Source organism: Sphingorhabdus sp. SMR4y (assembly GCF_002218195.1).
GTDB lineage: Bacteria > Pseudomonadota > Alphaproteobacteria > Sphingomonadales > Sphingomonadaceae > Parasphingorhabdus.
In genome coordinates this window covers 747,522-766,344 of the sequence record NZ_CP022336.1, presented here as the reverse complement: position 1 = coordinate 766,344, position 18,823 = coordinate 747,522, and the positions used below count along the sequence as shown (strand labels likewise).

The following is an 18,823-nucleotide window of genomic DNA, read 5'->3' as shown; positions in this document are numbered from 1 at the left end:
TGCAGGCTATGAAGCTGCGAACAGCCAGTAAGGATGAGAGGACAAGATCATGATCAAATTCACCAAGGTTACGGCAGTCGCGGCGGCTGCACTGGCGATATCTGCCTGTTCGGGCAATGACGCACCCGATTCCGGTGACGTGACGGAAACCCGAATGGATGACATTGACGTCATTGATGGCACGATCAGCGACGAGATGGTTGATGTCGATACGATAACGGAAGTCGATGCAACCGGAGAATCGTCCGAGAATGCCGACGAAACAGCGTCCGCTGACTCCGGTGAATCCGCGGAAGACGCCGCAGAATAGGCCTTCAGGCCAGGCCCAAAATCTTGTGTGTCTGCAGTGACAGGCGCCATTTCGGATGAGCCTGCACAAATGTTATGGCCTGTTCGAGATTGGCCTGACTGGCAGCCGGGTCGGAAATTGCATCTTTGGGTTGCAATAGCAGGTTGGCGAAATCCCACCCCTGCATGTCCTGCCAGTCGCTGTCCTGTTGCGGCCAGACCAGTTTCAACTCGTCGCCGGACCGCTGCACCGTTTCGCTTTGCGCTTTCGGGCTGATGCAGATCCAGTCGATCGAGCGCGGCACGGGGAGTGTACCGTTCGATTCGATTGCGATGAAAAAATCTTCACGGTGCAAGGCATCGATCAGCGCCTCGTCAACCTGCAGCATCGGCTCGCCGCCTGTCAGCACCACGAATCGCGAATCCCGTCCCTTCCCCCATGTGTCGGCGACAGCCGCAGCCAGAGCGGCGGCCGAGTCGAAGCGGCCCCCACCGTCGCCGTCCATCCCGACGAAATCGGTATCACAGAACTGGCAGATTGCGCTGGTGCGATCGCGTTCCAGTCCGGTCCAGAGATTGCAGCCGGCAAAGCGGACGAATACAGCACGACGACCGGCGTGTACGCCTTCGCCCTGCAGGGTCAGAAATCGTTCCTTGACCGCATAGCTCATAATGTTGCGTATCGGGTCGGATCGATGATTCCGGCCTCTTCAAAACCCTTTTGTCGCAACCGGCAGCTGTCGCACAGACCGCAGGGAAGACCATCTTCGGTCGGGTCATAGCAGGACCAGCTCCACGCCGGGTCCAGCCCGAGCCGGATTGCCTCGCTGGCAATGTCAGCCTTGCTCATATGCTGCAGGGGGGTCCGGATTGTGAAGCCGCTGCCCTGATCTCCGGCCTTGGTCGCGAGATCGGCAAGACGTTCGAACCCCTGAATGAATTCAGGACGGCAGTCCGGATAGCCGGAATAGTCCAACGCGTTCACGCCGATGAATATATCACGGGCGTCTCTTGCCTCCGCCAGGCCGAGGGTCAGCGACAGGAATATGAGGTTGCGCGCGGGAACATAGGTCACCGGAATATCGTCGGTCACTCCGGATTTCGGCACATCGATATCCGCTGTCAGTGCCGATCCGCCAAAGCGGCTCAGGTCGAGCGGGAGAATGATATGTTCCGCTACATCGAGTTTCGCTGCGATGGTCCGGGCCGATTGCAGCTCGACCTTGTGCCGCTGGTTATAATCGACGGTGAGAGCGATAAGGCGATAGCCTTGTTCGGCGGCGATTGCCGCAGATACCATCGAGTCCAGTCCGCCGGACAATAAAATGATCGCTGTTTTCGATTCGGAAGTCATGATGCGCCCCGCTAATGGGCTTCCCCGCGCGGTGCAAGTGTTCCGCACAAGTGGGGCACGCGATAAGCAGCTAGCAGCTGCCGGTGCGGCGTCCCTCAAAATCGACGGAGAAGGGATCGCTGTTGCGGAAGCCCTGCGAGGAAATCTGAACCAGACTGCTGGATTCCCGCTTGATTTCGGTTACGCCATGCCCCGCAGCACCGCATTTATAACTGACCCGGAGTTTCTTCGGGCTATTTTCGATAACATATCGGGTGCAGTTCGCGCTGCCATGCTGAATCTGCAGCAGCATTTCCGGATTTCCGAGACAGACTTTCTTTCCCGCGCCACTGGAACCGCGCGGTTTCAGCGTCCACTCGCCGCTCATCAGACCGTCAAACAAGACCATGCCTGGCGTCTGCGCGGGGGCCGCTATTGCAAAGCCCGACAGGATCGCGGCGAATATGCTGACAGTTTTGATCAGTTTCTTGCCTTTCATCATATTCGTCCTGTCATATTGTTTGCCTGAGCGCTGATGGTTGATGCCGTGATAATCCTGAAATAGGGCCAATATTGTCGCGAATTATGTCAATCGATAGGAATTTTACGACAATCGCGCAGAATTGCCTCTTTTTTGACGGTATTCAGTTGTTCAGACTGGCGCCGGTTATTGTAAAAGTCTTGCTGCAAAATGCGCAATCTATCGCGATATTCCCCCGTTCGTCGACCATGTCGTCCTTATCCGCTTTCGGGAAGCGTGCGATCACGTCCCTGATATGGTCTTCATTACACCGACAACCCTTAACGCACGCTTTACCGCTCAGAACCCTCACTTCGTCGCTCTCGCTGAACAGCCGCCACAATATGTCCTCCAGCGGCAGGGCGATGTCGGTCAATTCTTCAGGCCGGATGCTGCTGCCCATGATCTCGACATGTTCCCATTCGGGGTGATCAATCTGAGCGTGCAGCCGCTCGCGCCCCTCTTCCCCTTCGGGCAGATGCTGGACCAGCAAGCCACCCGCCGAAATGCGCCCATCCGTTTCGTCAATGGCTACGCGGATCAGCGTCGGTATCTGCTCTGACTGGAAAAAATAATTCTGCACCGCTTCCGACAGGCTCCCGCCTTCCAGCGGCACGATGCCCTGATTGCGCCCGCGCGGTTGCGGCAGGTCAAAGGTAATCGCAAGATAGCCTTTGCCGAACAGCGACATCAGGCTGGGTTCGGCCGGCTGGGCGGCAAACCGTTCGCGGTCGAATGCGACATAGCCGCGCAAGGCTCCATCCTTATAGTCGCAGGCAAGCAGGTCGATCACGCCCGCCTCGGTCTGGGCCTGCAAGGTCAGTTGCGACCCCTCTTCCTTCATCAGCGCGCCGAGCATGGCCGTCAGGCATACAGCTTCGGCCAGGATATCGCGGATCACCGGCGGATAGCTGTGCGCTGCCAGAATTTCGTCGAGCGCGGGGCCCAGACGAACGACCCGGCCACGGCAGTTTTTCGCCGGTATCGCGAAGGACAATATGCTGTCGGTCAGGCCAATTTCCATCTTCAAATCTGCCCGAAACACCAGCGCAGCACGGATTTCTGGGCGTGAATGCGGTTTTCCGCTTCATCCCATACGACGGATTGCGGACCGTCGATGACCGAAGGCATCACTTCCTCGCCGCGATGGGCGGGCAGGCAGTGCAGGAACAGGGCGTCCGGCCTGGCCTGTTCCATGATCACGTCATTGACCTGAAAAGGCATCATCGCGGCAAGCTTTGCCTCCGCATGTTCCTGTCCCATCGACACCCATGTGTCCGCCACGACCACATCGGCGCCGGCGACGGCTTCATTCTCGTCCCGAAAGATCGAGACATTCGCGCCGGCAGCCCGGGCATTTTTGATAAATTCAGGATCGGGATCATAGCCTTCGGGGCAGCCGATACGGACGTTATACTTCATCAGCCCGGCTGCCTCGACGATACTGTTGAGCACATTATTGCCATCACCCAGCCATGCGACTTCGAGACCCGGCAAGGATTTTCCATGCTCGACCAGAGTCAGGAGATCGGCGACGATCTGGCAGGGATGCGAAAGATCGGTCAGCCCGTTTATCACCGGAACGCTGGCGTTGGCAGCCATTTCCTCGATTTTCGCATGATCGTCGGTGCGGATCATGATTGCGTCGCACATGCGCGAGAGGACCTTGGCCGTGTCGTCCACGGTTTCGCCGCGGCCGAGTTGCATCGAGCCGCTGTCCATGACGATGCTGGAACCGCCGAGCTGGCGGATCGCGATGTCGAAGGACACTCTGGTACGGGTGCTGCTTTTTTCAAAGATCATCGCCAGCACATGATCGGCCAGCGGTTTGTCCGCGTCCGCCTTGCCCCTGGGCCAGCCAGCCCGTGCCGCCTTGCGCTCGATCGCGTCGTTGATCATCGCGGCAATGGCGTCACCGCCGGCATCGGTCAGATTGAGAAAATGCCGGTTCATGATTGGGGTGCCTCGTAGTCAGCCGCGCCCGCGGACAGTTTCTCGATAAAGGTTGCGATATGACTGTCATCGATATTAAGCGGCGGCAATATCCGCAGGGTATTGTCTCCTGCAGCCACGGTCAGCAGCCCGTGATTGTCGCGCAGATGGGCGACGAAACTGCGCGCTTCCTGCGTCATCATTATTCCCAGCATGAGCCCCTTGCCCCGGACCCCGATGAAGAGATCGGGATAGTTGCCGATGAACTGCTCAATCGCTGCCCGCAGCTTGTCTCCCGTGGTCCGCACATTCTCGAGAAATTCGTCATTGGCGACTACGTCCCAGACCGCATTGCCGGCAGCCATCGCCAGCGGATTGCCGCCGTAGGTCGAGCCGTGCGTGCCCGGTACCATGCCGCGCGCGGCCTCTTCGGTGGCCATGCACGCGCCGAGAGGAAAACCGCCGCCGATACCCTTCGCGGTAGCGACGATGTCCGGCTTTATCCCGTAAAGTTCATAAGCATAGAGAGCACCCGTACGCGCAACACCACATTGCACCTCGTCCAGCGCGAGCAAAATGCCATGTTTGTCGGCCAGGTCGCGCAAGCCCTTCATGAATTCGTCAGAAGCCGGGCGAACACCGCCCTCGCCCTGGATGGGCTCCACGAGAAATGCGGCGGTCTTGTCGGTTATCGCCGCTTCGGCTCCTGCCAGATCGTCAAAGTCGACATATTTGAAGCCGGCCAGCAACGGCGAAAAGCCGTGATGCATTTTTTCTTGGTTGGAAGCCGAGATTGTCGCCATCGTCCGGCCGTGAAAGGCATTCTTGAAGGTGATGATCTCAAACCGGTCGCTGCCCGCCGACTGGTGATAGACGCGCGCCGTCTTGATCGCGCATTCCACGGCTTCCGCGCCGCTGTTGGTAAAGAATACGGTGTCGGCGAAAGTCGTGTCGACCAACCGTTGCGCGAATTTTTCGCCCTGCGGACTGCCGTAGAGATTGGAGACGTGCATCAGGGTTGCCGCCTGGTCCTGGATCGCCTTGGTCAGATGCGGGTGGCCGTGCCCCAGCAGATTGACCGCAATGCCGCTGGCGAAATCCAGCGCGCGGCTGCCGTCTTCGGAAATCAGCCAGGCGCCCTCGCCTCGCACAGGACGAAAACCGCACCGGGGATATACGGGCATGAGCGGGGTAATCGTCATCTTAATTCCTTCCAGCATTCGAACGCCAACAAAATAGAAAAGGCGACCCGGTTGGCCGCCTCTCGAAATAGCCTGCCTTATATGCCGCTTCATGAAGCCGGTCAATCGTGCTACTATGGCAGAGGATACCGTGCCCCGAACACCGGACCCCGAACACCGGACTTGAGTGACTATTCTGATCACAGAGACAGGGAGAATTCATTTAGCGGGTCCACCGCCATATTGTAATCAATGGCATCAGTGACTGACGACGCAGACGCAGCACCAGAAAAGGAGATGTTCTAATGGATATGAAAACAACAGGTTCCCCTGAAGGATGCCCGATGGGCTTTGAAGGCGGAGTGCGAAGCCTTCTCGGACGGACCAATCGCGACTGGTGGCCCGACTCGCTGCAGCTTGAAATTCTGACCCAAGGCGGAACGTCCCCCGATCCGATGGGCCCCGATTTTGACTATGCAAAGGCCTTCAGCGAGCTGGATTATCAAGCTCTGAAAGACGATCTGAAAGCACTGATGACCGACAGTCAGCCATGGTGGCCGGCGGATTATGGTCATTATGGCCCCTTCTTCATCCGCATGGCCTGGCACGCAGCCGGCACCTATCGCACCGGTGACGGCCGCGGCGGCGCCTCGAGCGGACAGCAACGCTTCGCTCCGCTCAACAGCTGGCCGGACAACGGCAATCTCGACAAGGCGCGCCGCCTGCTCTGGCCGATCAAGCAAAAATACGGCAAGCATATCAGCTGGGCCGATCTGTTCGTCCTGACGGGTAATGTCGCGATTGAATCGATGGGCGGACCGGTGTTCGGTTTCGGTGGCGGCCGCAAGGACGTCTACGAGCCGGAGAAAGATGTCTATTGGGGCTCGGAAGAACAATGGGTCAACGAAGGCGTTCCAACGCGTATCAATCCCGATGAGGGCAAGGCGATGGAAAATCCGCTGGCCGCGATCCAGATGGGTCTGATCTATGTCAATCCCGAAGGTCCCGGCGGCAATCCGCACGATGCCGAGGGCATGGCCCGCGACATGAAGGAAACCTTTGCGCGTATGGCGATGAACGACGAGGAGACCGTCGCGCTGACCGCTGGCGGACATGCGTTCGGCAAATGCCATGGTGCGGTACCGCCCGATCAGCTGAGTGGTGACCCGGAATCCGGTGACCTGCACCTGATGGGCTTTGGCTGGGCAACCGATCCCGAACAGATTGGTGAAGGCCATATCACGACCTCCGGTCTCGAAGGCGCGTGGACTCCCAACCCGACGCAATGGGGCGGCGACTATTTCCGGCTCTTGTTCAAATATGACTATGAACTGGTCGATAGCCCGGCTGGTGCCAAGCAGTGGCAACCGGTCAATCCGGACCCCGAGGATATGGCACCCGATGCCCGAGATCCTTCGAAAAAGGTCCCGACGATGATGACCACCGCCGATATGGCGCTGAAACGCGATCCGGACTATCGCAAGATTTCCGAGCGTTTCCGCGATGATCAGGCGGCGCTCGACGACGCCTTTGCCCGCGCATGGTTCAAGCTGACCCATCGCGACATGGGCCCCAAGGTTCGCTATCTTGGTCCAGAGGTCCCCGAGGAGGATCTGATCTGGCAGGATCCGGTTCCCGCCGGTAGCGAAGCTTCGGACAGGGAGGTTGCGGACTTCAAGTCCAAGGTTCTCGACAGCGGCCTTTCAATATCCGAACTGGTCAAGGCGGCCTGGGCTTCGGCGTCCACCTATCGCAAGAGCGACCATCGCGGCGGTGCCAATGGCGCGCGCGTCAGGCTCGCTCCGCAAAAGAACTGGGAAGCCAATGATCCCGAAGAGCTTGGCAAGGTATTGGCGAAGCTAGAAGAGTTGCGCGGTTCGCTGTCGATGGCCGATGCCATTGTCATCGCGGGTAGCGCAGCGGTCGAGAAGGCGGCACAGGATGCCGGTTTCGACGTCACGGTTCCGGTCACGACGGGCCGCGGCGACGCGACGGAAGAGCAGACCGATGGCGAAAGCTTCGAACCGCTCGAGCCCTTTGCCGACGGTTTCCGCAACTATCTCAAGACCAAGGCGAGCGTGAAGACCGAAGATATATTGGTCGACCGGGCAAACCTGCTCGATCTCTCGATCCCCGAGATGACCGTACTGGTCGGTGGTCTGCGCGTTCTCGGCGCCAACCATTCGAGCGCGCCGACCGAAGGCGTGTTCACCGACCGTCCCGGACAGCTGACCAACGACTTCTTCGTCAATCTGCTGGAAATGGGCACGGTTTGGGAAGTTGTCGACGAGTCCGCTGACGAGCTTTTCATCGGCAAATGCCGTCTGAAGGGCGAAGAGAAGTGGCGCGCGACGCGGACCGATCTGGTGTTCGGATCAAATTCGCAACTGCGGTCGGTCGCCGAAGTCTACGCCGAAGACGGGCATGAACGGAAATTTGTCGAAGATTTCGTTGCGGCCTGGGCAAAGGTCATGGACGCCGGGCGCTTCGATCTGGCCTGATATCTAACAGACACCCGCAGAGACGGCCCGCTGGATGAACCGGTGGGCCGTTTTTTTTGCCCGGTCGGTTTTCGCAGATTTATGCCAGGCGGGCTTTCGCGGTTTCCCAATTCCTGCCGTCAAATTTTCTGATGCTCGGTTCCAGATCATGGCCGTCATCGAGGCAGTTGTAGTTCACGCTCCAGCTGTCCGGATGGGACCGGGGCTGGTAGAAGCTTTTGACCCCGCAATTCTTGCAGAAGAGATGATGCGCCTGTCCACTGCCGAACCTGTAGCTGGTGAGACCCCCCTCGCCCTTGAGCAGAGTGAAATCCCGGTGCGGCACAAACAGGTGCAGAAAGCCCGTGCGGGCGCAGATCGAGCAATTGCAATCGAGCATTTCTGGCCTGCGTTCGACTTGGGCTGCAAAGCGGACCGTTCCGCAATGGCAGCCGCCGGATATTTTGCTCGTCACTCGATATTCTCCCCGTTGGTGCTTTCCCCGCGCCGCGGCTGGAAACGCAGCGACAACGGAGTGATAAAGCCGTTATTGTTTACCCGCACGCGAATAATGCCCTGCAGTGCCGGATCGGCAAGCTTCTTTTCATAGCCGCCAGCGGCTTGCTGGGCGACATAGAGCCGATCCCGGGTGAGCCCGTCATTGCCTTCCTCGCTCCACGGATTGACCTGTACCAACGCATCGCAACGGTCATCCGGCATCTGGTCTGCCACATCAAGGTCGCGTACTTCCACGCTTGCAATGGCAGGAGCGGTGCCGCGGATACAAAGGCTCTTCCGGGACGCCGCCCATATCGGCAGCTGATCCTGTTCGACCGCAGGCCAGTCGTAGCGGAACTGCACATAATGGCCGCGCAACAGATCGCGCGGGTCATAGCCGGCGATCGGCACATCCCATTCCGTGCCTTCGCGAGATTCCTGCTCCGTCGCCAGCCAGATCAGGCCGAGCCCGACCAGCGGCAACAGCAGCGCCAGCGGCAGCAGAAAGCGGCTTAACCGGGTCATAGCCCCTCCTCCTGATGGTCATGCTCAACCGGGGAGGCTTTGTCGGGAGCCAGGGTCGTGGAAACGCGATAGGCGATCACCGCTATGGTGATGGTGACCACACCCGCGAGTATCAGCCCAATACCGCTGCTGAACAGGTCGTGGGCCAGCTGGAAACTCAGCACGATCAGGCGCAGCGCTATGATCGCGACCACCGCCTGGAAAACATTGCGCCACCCGGAGTAGATCGCGCTCCAGCCAACGGCGGCCCAGAAGGCCATGAAGATTGTCGCATTGACCAGAGGAGAACTGGGTTGCGCGACGCTGCCGGCAAAGCTGATGATTGCGGCGGCGGTCAAAATAGCCGCGATGCTGATACCCGAAGCGGTGCGGTTATAGACATAGATCAGCAAAGCGGCCCCGCTCCAGAGCAGCATCTGGATGACGGCAATATCGCTCATAAATCTGCCCGGATCGGATAATATCGGGCCGATCGGCTCGACAATCAGTTTGAAACCGACCCCGGCCACAAAGGTCGTCAGAGAAAATTGCCCGATCTGTTTCCAGAACGCCTGCCTGCCGCTTGTTTTCCGCATGAATATGGAAAAGATCAACGCAAGGACCGGCAGGCTGGTGATGACGGCAACATAGACTGCGCGCGGTGCATCGGTCTGCTGGAAATACCAGTCCAGAAACTGGACTGCCGTGCCCAGCAGGCCCGCCATCCAGAGCAGTGAAATCAGCCAGCCACGGCCGGTCAGCAGCAACAGAGGTGAAAACAGCAGCAACCAGATCAGCAAAGGCTGCCATAATGGCGAGCTCGTCTGGTAGACTTGGCCGAGATGCCCGAAGAAGGTCAGGCCGAGCACCGCCAGCACGAACAGCAATATGTCTTTCAAATAGAGCCCCAGGTAACCCTTGCGCGGCTGAAGGAGATAGACGGCGGCACAAAGGCAGATGATCAACAAAGCGTGAATGGCAAGCCGGACCATCCCGGGAATATCGTCCCAGTTGGCGGCGACGAGCGAGACAATGCCCAGTCCGATGGCAAGCGCGCCCAGCCCGATCAGCGCCCAGAGACCCAGCGGCCTTGCGCGTTCGCTTTCATATTCCCGGATACGCTGCGCCGTGTCCGCGTCGATCACACCGGCATTGAGCCAGATATTGATTTTTCTTTCAGACAATCGCCGCTCTCCACTCCGGAAAAAAATCTACGCCAGCGGTGCGCGATTGGCAAGTTCCGCAGGCACGCGCTGTATCATCCCGATGATCGCGATCATCGCGATCAATCGCGGACTTCGGTGGTGTGAATGTCGATCCGGTTTTCCAAGGTCCTGTGAACGGGACATTTCTCGGCAATCTCGAGAAGCTTGCGGCGATCCTCCTCGCTCAGGTCTCCTTGCAGGATGATCGAACGGTCGATCACATCGATCCGGTTGTCGTCATTGTTGCAGCTGCTGCAATCCTCGACATGTTCGCGGCTATGCTCGAGCAGGATATGAACCGCTTCCAGCGCTATGCCCTTGCGGTCGGCGTACATTTTCATCGTCATGGACGTGCAACTGCCGAGCGCGGCCAGCAACAGGTCATAAGGTGACGGCCCGCTATCCGTACCGCCAAAGGAGATCGGCTCGTCGGCAAAAAACTCATGTTGGCCGACCCGAACCGTCTGCTGGAATTTTCCGCTGGCGGTTTCGACGGAGACGAGAGAGGGATTTGTTGCCATGATTATTCCACCGTTACCGATTTTGCGAGATTGCGGGGCTGGTCGACATCTGTGCCCTTGGCGACTGCGACATGATAGGACAATAGTTGTACGGGCACGGCGTAGACCAGCGGGGCGATCAGGGGATGGACTTTCGGCATCTCGATCGTGGCCATACAGCCCTCGCCCGCTTCCGCTATCCCGTCCGCATCGGAGATAAGCACTACTTTGCCACCGCGGGCCATGACTTCCTGCATGTTGGATACGGTTTTCTCGAACAACGGACCAGACGGCGCCAGCACGATGACCGGTACCGCTTCGTCAATCAGCGCAATCGGCCCATGCTTCATTTCCCCCGAGGCATAGCCTTCGGCATGGATATAACTGATTTCCTTGAGTTTCAGGGCTCCTTCCAGAGCCAGGGGATAGTCCGGACCTCGGCCGAGATAGAGGACATCCCGCGCCGGCGCGATCAGATGCGCCATTTGCGCAATATCTTCATCATGCGCCAGGGCTGCATTCAGAGCAGCGGGTGCCTCGGTCAGATGCCTGACAACATCCCGCTCCTCGTCCCGGGTCATCTTGCCTTTTACCACGGCCAGATGGGCGGCGAGCGCGGCGAGTACCGCAAGTTGGCAGGAGAAGGCCTTGGTTGAGGCTACACCGATTTCCGGACCGGCATGGGTGGGCAGCAAGAGATCGGCTTCGCGCGCCATGCTGCTGGTCGGAACATTGACGACAACGGCAATCTTCTGGCCATTTTCCTTGCTGTGCCGCAGTGCGGCCAATGTATCGGCGGTCTCTCCCGACTGGGAAATAAATAGCGCCAGACCGCCTGGCTCAAGGACCGGATCGCGATAGCGGAATTCCGAGGCAAAATCGAGATCGACAGGCACACGGGCGAACGTTTCGAACCAGTATTTCGCCACCATGCCTGCATAATAGCTGGTGCCGCAGGCGACAATCGTCACGCGCTTGATATCGCGCAAGTCGAAATCCATTTGCGGCAGCGCCACCTGCTGTTCGAGCGAGCGGATGTAGCTTTGCAGGGTCTGGGCAACCACAGTGGGCTGCTCGAAAATTTCCTTCTGCATGAAATGGCGGTAATTGCCTTTTTCAATGGCGGTTGCCGAGACGCCGGACGTTGTGATCTCGCGCTCGACCGGAACATTATCCTTGTCATAGATGGTTGCGCCATCGCGCGTGATGACCACCCAGTCGCCTTCTTCCAGATAGGCGATTTTCTGGGTCAGCGGCGCCAGCGCCAGAGCGTCGGAGCCGAGATAGGTTTCGCCGTCACCATAGCCGACCACCAGAGGCGAACCGAGCCGGGCTCCGATCAGAAGGTCGGGCTGCGAGCGGAAAGCGATGGCCAGCGCGAAGGCCCCGCGCAAGCTTGGCAAGACTGCCTGCACGGCTTCTTGCGGGCTTTTGCCCGCTTCGACCTGTTCGCTGACCAGATGGGCTACAACTTCGGTATCGGTTTCGCTCTCGAACGACCGGCCGCGCGCGCTCAACTCTTCGCGCAGGCTTTTGAAATTCTCGATAATACCGTTGTGCACCAGCGCCACTTCGCCGGTTGCGTGGGGATGGGCGTTGCTGGTGGTCGGCGCGCCATGCGTCGCCCAGCGGGTGTGGGCAATGCCGATATTGCCGGCAGCATCGTCGTTTTTCAGCACCTCGACCAGATTGGCAAGCTTGCCTTCCGCGCGGCGACGGATCAGCTGGCCATTGTCCACGGTGCAGACACCGGCGCTGTCATAGCCGCGATATTCCATGCGTTTCAGACCATCGACAAGACGATCCGAGACGGGCTGATTGCCTACAATTCCAATAATTCCGCACATGGTTTCTGGGCTTTCTGCTAAAATGTATAAGGTATCCGGATGCCCGGCATATTGGCCGGAAAATCCTGTGTGTTACGGGTAATCAAAATGGCACCGTTAACCTGCGCAGTGGCAAGAATCATGGCATCAAGCAAGTTCATCTGCATGCGATAGCGGATATCGGCAGCGGCATCACAAATTCGTGCATCCAGTTCAACGATTTCGAACGGGGCCAGCAAATCCTGTATCTTGCGGCGGGTTTCCAGTGGTTCGCTGGCAATTACTTCCGTCCAGACCACACGACTGATCCGGTGTTTTGCATATCGCTGTAATTCGGCGGCCGCGCCGGGCCGGTCCTGCAACCAGTCGATGATGATATTGGTGTCGAAAAAGGGTGTAGACATGGGCCGCTACGAAGTTGCGCGGTCTGCGCGGATTGCATGCTGATATGCCATACTGTCTCCGATATCATCGCGATCTTTCCAATAGCCGCGTCCCTTGGCAATCCAGTCCTTGCTGCCCTCGGCGCGATAAGCCGCTACCGCGTCCCTCAGCAGTTGGGCGCGAGACTTGCCCTGCTCCGCCGCCCTGGCGTCGAGCCATTTTACATCGTCTTCGGGGAGATCAGCAAGGATTCGGGTCATGATGATATAACGATATCATATAGTGATATCATGTCAATTTCAAACCGCTTAGGGCCCTGATCCATGATCGTGACAATCACGGAACTGGAACTCCCGCATCACTTGCCGGATTTTTTCTTTGCGCTCGCTGCATTGAACCGGTCAGCCCAGCCGGCCTTTGCTGTCTGGTCCGCACGAACCAGCGCCAGATCACCGGCGGACACATTCCTTGTCAGTGTCGCGCCTGCCCCGACAATTGCGCCGTCACCAATGGTCACCGGCGCCACCAGTGCGCTGTTCGATCCGATAAAGGCGCCCTTCCCAATCACCGTTTTATATTTGAAATAGCCGTCATAATTGCAGGTGATCGTGCCCGCGCCGATATTGGCGCCCTCGCCCACTTCGGCATCACCCAGATAGGTCAAATGATTGGCCTTGGCGCCCTTGCCCAGAGTCGCCTTTTTCATTTCCACGAAATTGCCGACCTTGGAGCCTTCTTCCAAGATAGCACCGGGTCGCAGCCGGGCGAAGGGTCCGACATTGGTCTTTGGGCCAATGGTTGCGCCTTCAATATGGCTATGGCCGTAAATCCTCGCTCCCGGGGCAATGGAGACGCCGGGACCGAAGATCACATTGGGTTCGATAACAACGTCGGCAGCAACTTCTGTGTCGTGCGAAAACCAGACCGAATCCGGCGCGATCAGGCTGACCCCGTCGGCCATGGCCTGTTCGCGACGGCGGGCCTGCCATTCGCCCTCAACCGCAGCGAGTTCGGCGCGGCTGTTCACCCCGGCAACCTCGGCGGGATCATCGACCTCGATCACCGCACTTTTCTGACCCGGGAGCATGACGATGTCCGGCAGATAATATTCGCCCGCCGCATTGTCATTGCTGATCTGGTCGAGCAGGATGAACAGGTCGGTCGAGCGTGCCGCCATCAGGCCGCTGTTGCACAGATTGACCGCGCGTTCGGCATCGCTGGCGTCCTTATACTCGACCATTTTCTCGATCTCGCCCTGGTCATCGGCGATAATCCGGCCATAAGCGCCCGCGTCGTCGGGGCGGAAGCCGAGCACGACCGCGCGCGGATCGGAGCCATTGTTGAGACGGAAGATCATGTCGCGCATAGTATCGGCGCTGACCATCGGTACATCGCCGTAGAGAATAAGCACATCTCCGGCGAAGCCCTTGAGCGCGTCATGGGCTTGCGCCACGGCATGGCCGGTTCCAAGCTGGTCTTCCTGCACCGCGATTGCGACGTTGCGGTCACTGACACTCTCTTCGATCTGTTCGCGGCGGGCACCAACAACAATGACGGTGCGCTCCGCGCCGATTGAATCGACCGTATCGAGCAGATGATGCAGCATCGGTTTTCCGGCAATGGGATGCAGCACCTTGTGCTTTTCCGACTTCATTCTGGTGCCCTGTCCGGCGGCCAGGATGATTGCGGCTAGCGGGCGATCTGTCATCGAAATTCTCCGGAACATGTTGGTCTCAAGCGGCGCTGTCTCGGCCATTGGCAGCGGCTAATGCCATGCAAAAAGGGGATAAGCCACCCTGTTTCTTCACTGTCTGGCGTGATCATTCCGGCCGCTGTCCACCCTTTCGCCATTTGGTCCACAAATGCCGCGCGAGCATCAGTGGCGGCATGCGCAGCCAGTGGGAGCGGATGTAGAAAGCGAAGCGAACCAGCTTGCGTGTCTCGCGTCCATAGCCGTCGCGCGCGAGCAACCGGCGTATATAAAGCGCGTCGGTTACCGCCGCCCGGCCCGCCAGGGACGAGTCCACCGGCGTGGCATATAGAGCCGAGGCCAGCCGCAGAGCTCTTGCCAGTTCATCGGACAGCCCGTGAACGCGCGCACGCTCCGCCAGATGGACCCAGAATTGCGTATCTGTTGCAGACCATTGCCGCAGCAGATGGTTTATGTCCCACAGGTTCCGCAAGCCGCCCGCGAGATCCCCATCTGCGAACAAATGCGCGATCGAATGCAGCGCCATGTCGGCCGGAGCCATGACATAGAGACCATTTTCCAATCGCACTGCGCTTTGCAATATTGCCTCGGCATCGGGTGTCGGACCGGCGGTCAGCGGTAAAATTGTATGGTGCACATCGATCATCCGGTCGCGCTCGCGGTGGATCAGCGGCGGCAGTTCGTGCATGTGTTCGCGATAATATTGATCGTCATAGGGGTCCGGCTTGACCCATTCCCAGCCGGCCTCGAGCAAGGCGCTTTCGACCACCGGCAAATCGTCCCGCGCGACCATGATGTCGAGATCGCCGATGCTGCGCCCGATGCCGGCGGCAAGGTTCGCGGCGACATAGGCTGTCCCCTTCATCAGGACGATCCGGCCGGGATAGTCGGCCAGGGCTCGCCGCGCGCAATCGGCTTCCCACAATGCCTGTTGCCGTGCCAGATCATGGGCCCCGACGGCATCTTGCAGCACCATGCGAATCCGCTCAGGCACCTTCGAATGAATGATCCGGTGAGCGAGCGAACCGATCAGCGATTCCGCGCGTGCGATGCTGATCAGATCGGTCCATTCGCCGCCACTCAGCGATTCGACACTGGCCGGTTCCCGCAGAGCATCGACCAAAGGGCGGGCATCGCGCATCATGGCAAGTGGCTCCACAAACTGTCGATCAACTCTACGGCCTGATCAACGGATTGATAATCCATTGCTCTGGCAGGAACCTGCTCGACGAAGCGAGTCAGGGATTGAAAACCGGCTTCGCCAAGCGCCACATAATTGGTCGAAGCCTGTGTCAGTCGTACGAATATTTCAGCCTGCCCCATATCGCGCAATTCGGGCGCATGGCCAAAGCGGGGGAAAAGCAGAAGCGCCGGTCTGGCGGGCGCATTCATCTGCGTAATGGCCTCCAGCGGCGGCACGAGATGGCGGATATCGCCTTTGGGTGTCCCCTGCAACTGCGGTCCGAAGCGGTCAGACGATGCCACTTTCTGCATTGCGGCAATGGCCTCATTTTTCAGGCTGATCAGCCGGGGGAAAGGCATAATATGGCCGGAAGCAGGGTCCAGCAGGGCAAATTCGTCGCCCATGAAGCGCCAGCCTCGTTCGGCCAGCATCGCCGACAGGGTCGACTTGCCGGAGCCGGAGAGGCCGGTCATGACCAGCGCTTTACCGTCCTTTTCGACGCTGCTCGCATGGAGCAGCAAATGCCGGCGCCAGCCCAGCGCCATTTGCAGGTTCATGCCCATCTCGGCAGCGAGCAGCCCCTGTGTTAACGGCAAGGGCGCAGCATCGGGCAGCCAGAAGTCGCCGCCGATATGCACGGATGGACGAATATGACGTCGCCAGGGTTTCTCGGGTTCAAGCCGAACAGTGAAATCGACCTGCCCGCCGTCCGGTGCCGGATAGTCCCGATACAGGCTGGCCAGTTGGTCCAGCGGTCGTCGCCATGCGGATGCTATACGAAATGCAGCCGGGCCGATTTTGAGCAGGATATGATGCATTTCGCCCATCAGTCCGCAACCCGCGACACCAGGCCCAGTGCGGACAGTTCTTGCAGTCGGGCGAGAACGATATTTTCCGCATCCACTTCGGATTCGATGTCGAACTGTGCCGACAGACGGGCTGTTATTTCCGTGGTGCTGAGAGGTGCGTCTCCCATTACCGCGATGATCGCAGGCGCGGGGTCGGCCAGCATATGGGTTATTCCGGATGGTCGATGGAACAGCAATGTCATGCTGTCCAGATCATGCCAGATCAGATCCCCTGCCGGCGCCGCCCGATATTTCTGGGTCATGAGGAATTACCTGCGAATCTGGTGCGACATAGCCGGAGGATAGCAGGCAAAAGTTAATTTGGAGCGGAAATATCAGCGCGGCATTTGCAACGATGCATAGCATGTGAAGCCGCTCTGCCCCGATTGCAGCCGGCGGATATAATTTACATAGGCCTGCGACTGTTCGTAGGACGTGCCCGGCAGCGTCCGACCATTCATCGCCTGACGCACTTCCTCGCCGGTAAATTTGCGGCCTGCGGCCGGGAATGCCCCGGGCGTGTCAACGGTGACGACCGTTCCGTCCGCTGCGATATAACCGCCTGCAGCATGGTTTCCGGGTACCGGAATTTCGCAATTGAGAACCGAACCGGCGGTCTGGGCCAAGGCGGGCTTGATACTGACCACCGCCGAAGCCGTGACGGCCCCCATCATCAGCGCGCGACGGCGGCTTACCACGCCGTCATTCCGGTCCGCTGTTGCTGGTGATTCGGATGGAAGGTCTTCTTTCATCGAATATCTATCCATGGTTTCTCTTGTTTCTTTCGCTCGCTCATAAGCAGAAATCGCGCGAAAAGCGAGCAAACACTCTTCCGCTCGCAACCGCGTCTATATTCGGGACATAGACACGGAAATCGTTAAGATCGGCTATATATCGATTAAACGGATCGCGCCCGCCGAAACATTCCCGTTGCCGATCAGACGGAGCTCCGTCTAGATAGCCGCGATGAAAATGCCAGAATCGCCCAGATGAATTCGGTTTCGCCCCTGCGCCTGCTGGTTGCGCTGGCGATCATTTTCGGCGGTGGCATTCTGGCCAGCCAGTTGCCGCAATCCAGCCAGCAATTCATTGTCTTTATCATCTCGGGCATGTTCGCGTTGTTCACGGTCTTGCAGGACCGGCCTGCCCCGCCGCTGCCGGACCCCGCTGCTCTGGAACGGCAAACCAAGCGCATCTTATATCAGGGCCGATCGGAAGCCTATCAGGATATCATAGACCCGATCACCGATCCGATCATGTTGATACGCAATGCCAAGGTCGCCGCTGCCAACCCGGCCGCCGCCCAGGTCCTGGGCAATCATATTGTCGGCGAAGATGTTCGAATCGCTATTCGACATCCTGCCGCTGCTGATCGTCTGGCCAATCCGGATGCCAAACATACCGGCGAGCCGATTTTGCTGGTCGGTGTCGGGAGCACGGATCAAAGATGGGAATTGCGCATCCATACGCTTCAGGACGGGTTGAAATTGGTCCAGCTTTCCGATCGCAGCAGTCGCTATGCAGCAGAGAGAATGCGCACTGATTTTGTCGCCAATGCCAGTCACGAACTGCGCACCCCGCTTGCGGCGATCAAGGGGTTCATCGAGACACTGGAAGATCCCAAGGCCGGCAAGGACGACGCGACCCGCGCCCGGTTTCTGAAAATCATGTATGATGAAGCCGACCGCATGCAGCGCCTGATCGAGGATCTGATGTCACTTTCCCGGATTGAGGCAGAGAAATTTGAATTGCCCTCGGACGAGATCGACCTGAGCGAACTGGTCGAGGAAGCGCGGGATTTCTACATCAACAGCCGTGGCAAGAAGGAAAGTGAAATACAGGTCCGCTTTCCACCGCAGATCCCCCTGATAAACGGCGATCGCGCGCAACTGGCACAGGTCCTCGCCAATCTGCTGAGCAACGCTTTCAAATATGGCAAGAAGGGAACGCCGGTCACGATCAGCGTGGCGCCCAACAGGTCGGGAACGATGCTTTATCTGGCGATCAGCGATCAGGGCGACGGCATAGCCCCGGAACATATTCCCCGGCTCACAGAACGTTTTTACCGGGTCGACAAGGGGCGGAGCAAGGCGATCGGCGGGACCGGGCTCGGGCTCGCTATCGTCAAGCATATTTCGGAACGGCATGGCGGGCGGATGGAAATAAGCAGCGAGCTGGGTCGCGGCACGACGGTATCCGTGCTGTTGCCGATTGCGAACAAAAGTCCGGCAGTTGATCCTCCCCGAGAGGAGGCTGGTTGAACGATGGTTGGCGAATGGATTCCCTCCGCAAGAACCGCTCGGGCTACGCTGTCACATATTTGTAATATATCTGTCACGAACAGGACATTGCGTCTCCCTAGAAGCCTCCCGAACAAGCCTGCTGATCCGGTCCTTGGTGAGATTCATCAAGGGACGCGCGCAGATGAAC

21 protein-coding genes are annotated in these 18,823 nt (G+C 58.7%); 3 read left to right on the top strand and 18 right to left on the bottom strand.

From position 1 onward, the window contains the following. Nucleotides 1-49: 49 nt before the first annotated feature. Nucleotides 50-310 carry a hypothetical protein gene (locus SPHFLASMR4Y_RS03630; protein ID WP_089132345.1) on the top strand — a complete coding sequence of 87 codons (261 nt, stop codon included), beginning with the start codon at nucleotides 50-52 and terminating at the stop codon, nucleotides 308-310. 4 nt (nucleotides 311-314) lie between these two features. On the opposite strand, the gene queE is transcribed toward SPHFLASMR4Y_RS03630, so the two are convergent. The 6 genes from queE to SPHFLASMR4Y_RS03600 all read right to left on the bottom strand — a co-directional run bounded on the left by queE (nucleotide 315) and on the right by SPHFLASMR4Y_RS03600 (nucleotide 5,275). Beyond that, on the bottom strand, nucleotides 315-959 hold the full coding sequence (queE, locus tag SPHFLASMR4Y_RS03625) for a 7-carboxy-7-deazaguanine synthase (protein WP_089132344.1): 645 nt from the start codon (nucleotides 957-959) through the stop codon (nucleotides 315-317). After that, entirely contained in the window at nucleotides 956-1,642 is a 687-nt protein-coding gene (queC, locus tag SPHFLASMR4Y_RS03620; RefSeq protein ID WP_089132343.1) for a 7-cyano-7-deazaguanine synthase QueC, read from the bottom strand. The genes queE and queC overlap by 4 nt, the downstream gene beginning before the upstream one ends. Nucleotides 1,643-1,712: 70 nt before the next feature. Then, on the bottom strand, nucleotides 1,713-2,123 hold the full coding sequence (locus SPHFLASMR4Y_RS03615) for a DUF3617 domain-containing protein (RefSeq protein WP_145955448.1): 411 nt from the start codon (nucleotides 2,121-2,123) through the stop codon (nucleotides 1,713-1,715). Nucleotides 2,124-2,265: 142 nt separating this feature from the next. Then, a complete protein-coding gene (locus SPHFLASMR4Y_RS03610; protein ID WP_089132341.1) occupies nucleotides 2,266-3,165 on the bottom strand; it encodes an Hsp33 family molecular chaperone HslO in 900 nt (299 codons plus the stop codon). Between the two features lie 2 nt (nucleotides 3,166-3,167). Beyond that, the gene (gene argF / locus SPHFLASMR4Y_RS03605; protein ID WP_089132340.1) at nucleotides 3,168-4,094 is read right to left on the bottom strand and encodes an ornithine carbamoyltransferase; all 927 of its coding nucleotides are present in this window, start codon (nucleotides 4,092-4,094) and stop codon (nucleotides 3,168-3,170) included. Next, nucleotides 4,091-5,275 carry an aspartate aminotransferase family protein gene (locus tag SPHFLASMR4Y_RS03600; protein ID WP_089132339.1) on the bottom strand — a complete coding sequence of 395 codons (1,185 nt, stop codon included), beginning with the start codon at nucleotides 5,273-5,275 and terminating at the stop codon, nucleotides 4,091-4,093. Before SPHFLASMR4Y_RS03600 ends, argF begins: the two co-directional genes overlap by 4 nt. Nucleotides 5,276-5,559: 284 nt before the next feature. Between SPHFLASMR4Y_RS03600 and katG the strand changes: the two genes are divergently transcribed. After that, a complete protein-coding gene (katG, locus tag SPHFLASMR4Y_RS03595; protein WP_089132338.1) occupies nucleotides 5,560-7,755 on the top strand; it encodes a catalase/peroxidase HPI in 2,196 nt (731 codons plus the stop codon). A 79-nt stretch (nucleotides 7,756-7,834) separates the two neighbouring features. On the opposite strand, the gene SPHFLASMR4Y_RS03590 is transcribed toward katG, so the two are convergent. The 12 genes from SPHFLASMR4Y_RS03590 to SPHFLASMR4Y_RS03535 all read right to left on the bottom strand — a co-directional run bounded on the left by SPHFLASMR4Y_RS03590 (nucleotide 7,835) and on the right by SPHFLASMR4Y_RS03535 (nucleotide 17,145). Then, complete coding sequence (locus tag SPHFLASMR4Y_RS03590; RefSeq protein ID WP_260807058.1) at nucleotides 7,835-8,209, bottom strand: GFA family protein; 375 nt, start codon at nucleotides 8,207-8,209, stop codon at nucleotides 7,835-7,837. Next, on the bottom strand, nucleotides 8,206-8,757 hold the full coding sequence (locus SPHFLASMR4Y_RS03585; RefSeq protein WP_089132337.1) for a GDYXXLXY domain-containing protein: 552 nt from the start codon (nucleotides 8,755-8,757) through the stop codon (nucleotides 8,206-8,208). Before SPHFLASMR4Y_RS03585 ends, SPHFLASMR4Y_RS03590 begins: the two co-directional genes overlap by 4 nt. Then, nucleotides 8,754-9,920 carry a DUF2157 domain-containing protein gene (locus tag SPHFLASMR4Y_RS03580; protein ID WP_186266039.1) on the bottom strand — a complete coding sequence of 389 codons (1,167 nt, stop codon included), beginning with the start codon at nucleotides 9,918-9,920 and terminating at the stop codon, nucleotides 8,754-8,756. Before SPHFLASMR4Y_RS03580 ends, SPHFLASMR4Y_RS03585 begins: the two co-directional genes overlap by 4 nt. A 101-nt stretch (nucleotides 9,921-10,021) precedes the next feature. After that, a complete protein-coding gene (locus SPHFLASMR4Y_RS03575; RefSeq protein ID WP_089132335.1) occupies nucleotides 10,022-10,462 on the bottom strand; it encodes an OsmC family protein in 441 nt (146 codons plus the stop codon). Nucleotides 10,463-10,464: 2 nt separating this feature from the next. After that, a complete protein-coding gene (gene glmS, locus SPHFLASMR4Y_RS03570; protein ID WP_089132334.1) occupies nucleotides 10,465-12,288 on the bottom strand; it encodes a glutamine--fructose-6-phosphate transaminase (isomerizing) in 1,824 nt (607 codons plus the stop codon). 17 nt (nucleotides 12,289-12,305) lie between these two features. Then, nucleotides 12,306-12,671 (bottom strand): type II toxin-antitoxin system VapC family toxin, encoded by a 366-nt coding sequence (locus SPHFLASMR4Y_RS03565; RefSeq protein WP_089132333.1) that lies wholly within the window; start codon nucleotides 12,669-12,671, stop codon nucleotides 12,306-12,308. A gap of 6 nt (nucleotides 12,672-12,677) precedes the next feature. Further along, nucleotides 12,678-12,911: a ribbon-helix-helix protein, CopG family gene (locus tag SPHFLASMR4Y_RS03560; protein WP_089132332.1), complete on the bottom strand. Its 234-nt coding sequence runs from the start codon at nucleotides 12,909-12,911 to the stop codon at nucleotides 12,678-12,680. 98 nt (nucleotides 12,912-13,009) lie between these two features. Next, entirely contained in the window at nucleotides 13,010-14,359 is a 1,350-nt protein-coding gene (gene glmU, locus SPHFLASMR4Y_RS03555; protein ID WP_089134656.1) for a bifunctional UDP-N-acetylglucosamine diphosphorylase/glucosamine-1-phosphate N-acetyltransferase GlmU, read from the bottom strand. Between the two features lie 112 nt (nucleotides 14,360-14,471). Beyond that, nucleotides 14,472-15,503 carry a nucleotidyltransferase family protein gene (locus tag SPHFLASMR4Y_RS03550; RefSeq protein WP_089132331.1) on the bottom strand — a complete coding sequence of 344 codons (1,032 nt, stop codon included), beginning with the start codon at nucleotides 15,501-15,503 and terminating at the stop codon, nucleotides 14,472-14,474. Further along, the gene (locus SPHFLASMR4Y_RS03545) at nucleotides 15,503-16,363 is read right to left on the bottom strand and encodes an HprK-related kinase A (RefSeq protein WP_089134655.1); all 861 of its coding nucleotides are present in this window, start codon (nucleotides 16,361-16,363) and stop codon (nucleotides 15,503-15,505) included. Before SPHFLASMR4Y_RS03545 ends, SPHFLASMR4Y_RS03550 begins: the two co-directional genes overlap by 1 nt. Before the next feature lie 8 nt (nucleotides 16,364-16,371). Continuing rightward, nucleotides 16,372-16,656: an HPr-rel-A system PqqD family peptide chaperone gene (locus SPHFLASMR4Y_RS03540; RefSeq protein WP_089132330.1), complete on the bottom strand. Its 285-nt coding sequence runs from the start codon at nucleotides 16,654-16,656 to the stop codon at nucleotides 16,372-16,374. Nucleotides 16,657-16,728: 72 nt separating this feature from the next. Next, the gene (locus SPHFLASMR4Y_RS03535) at nucleotides 16,729-17,145 is read right to left on the bottom strand and encodes a hypothetical protein (RefSeq protein WP_089132329.1); all 417 of its coding nucleotides are present in this window, start codon (nucleotides 17,143-17,145) and stop codon (nucleotides 16,729-16,731) included. A gap of 237 nt (nucleotides 17,146-17,382) precedes the next feature. Here SPHFLASMR4Y_RS03535 and SPHFLASMR4Y_RS03530 point away from each other — a divergent pair, with 237 nt between their 5' ends. Further along, complete coding sequence (locus SPHFLASMR4Y_RS03530) at nucleotides 17,383-18,654, top strand: sensor histidine kinase (protein ID WP_089132328.1); 1,272 nt, start codon at nucleotides 17,383-17,385, stop codon at nucleotides 18,652-18,654. Nucleotides 18,655-18,823 lie beyond the last annotated feature (169 nt).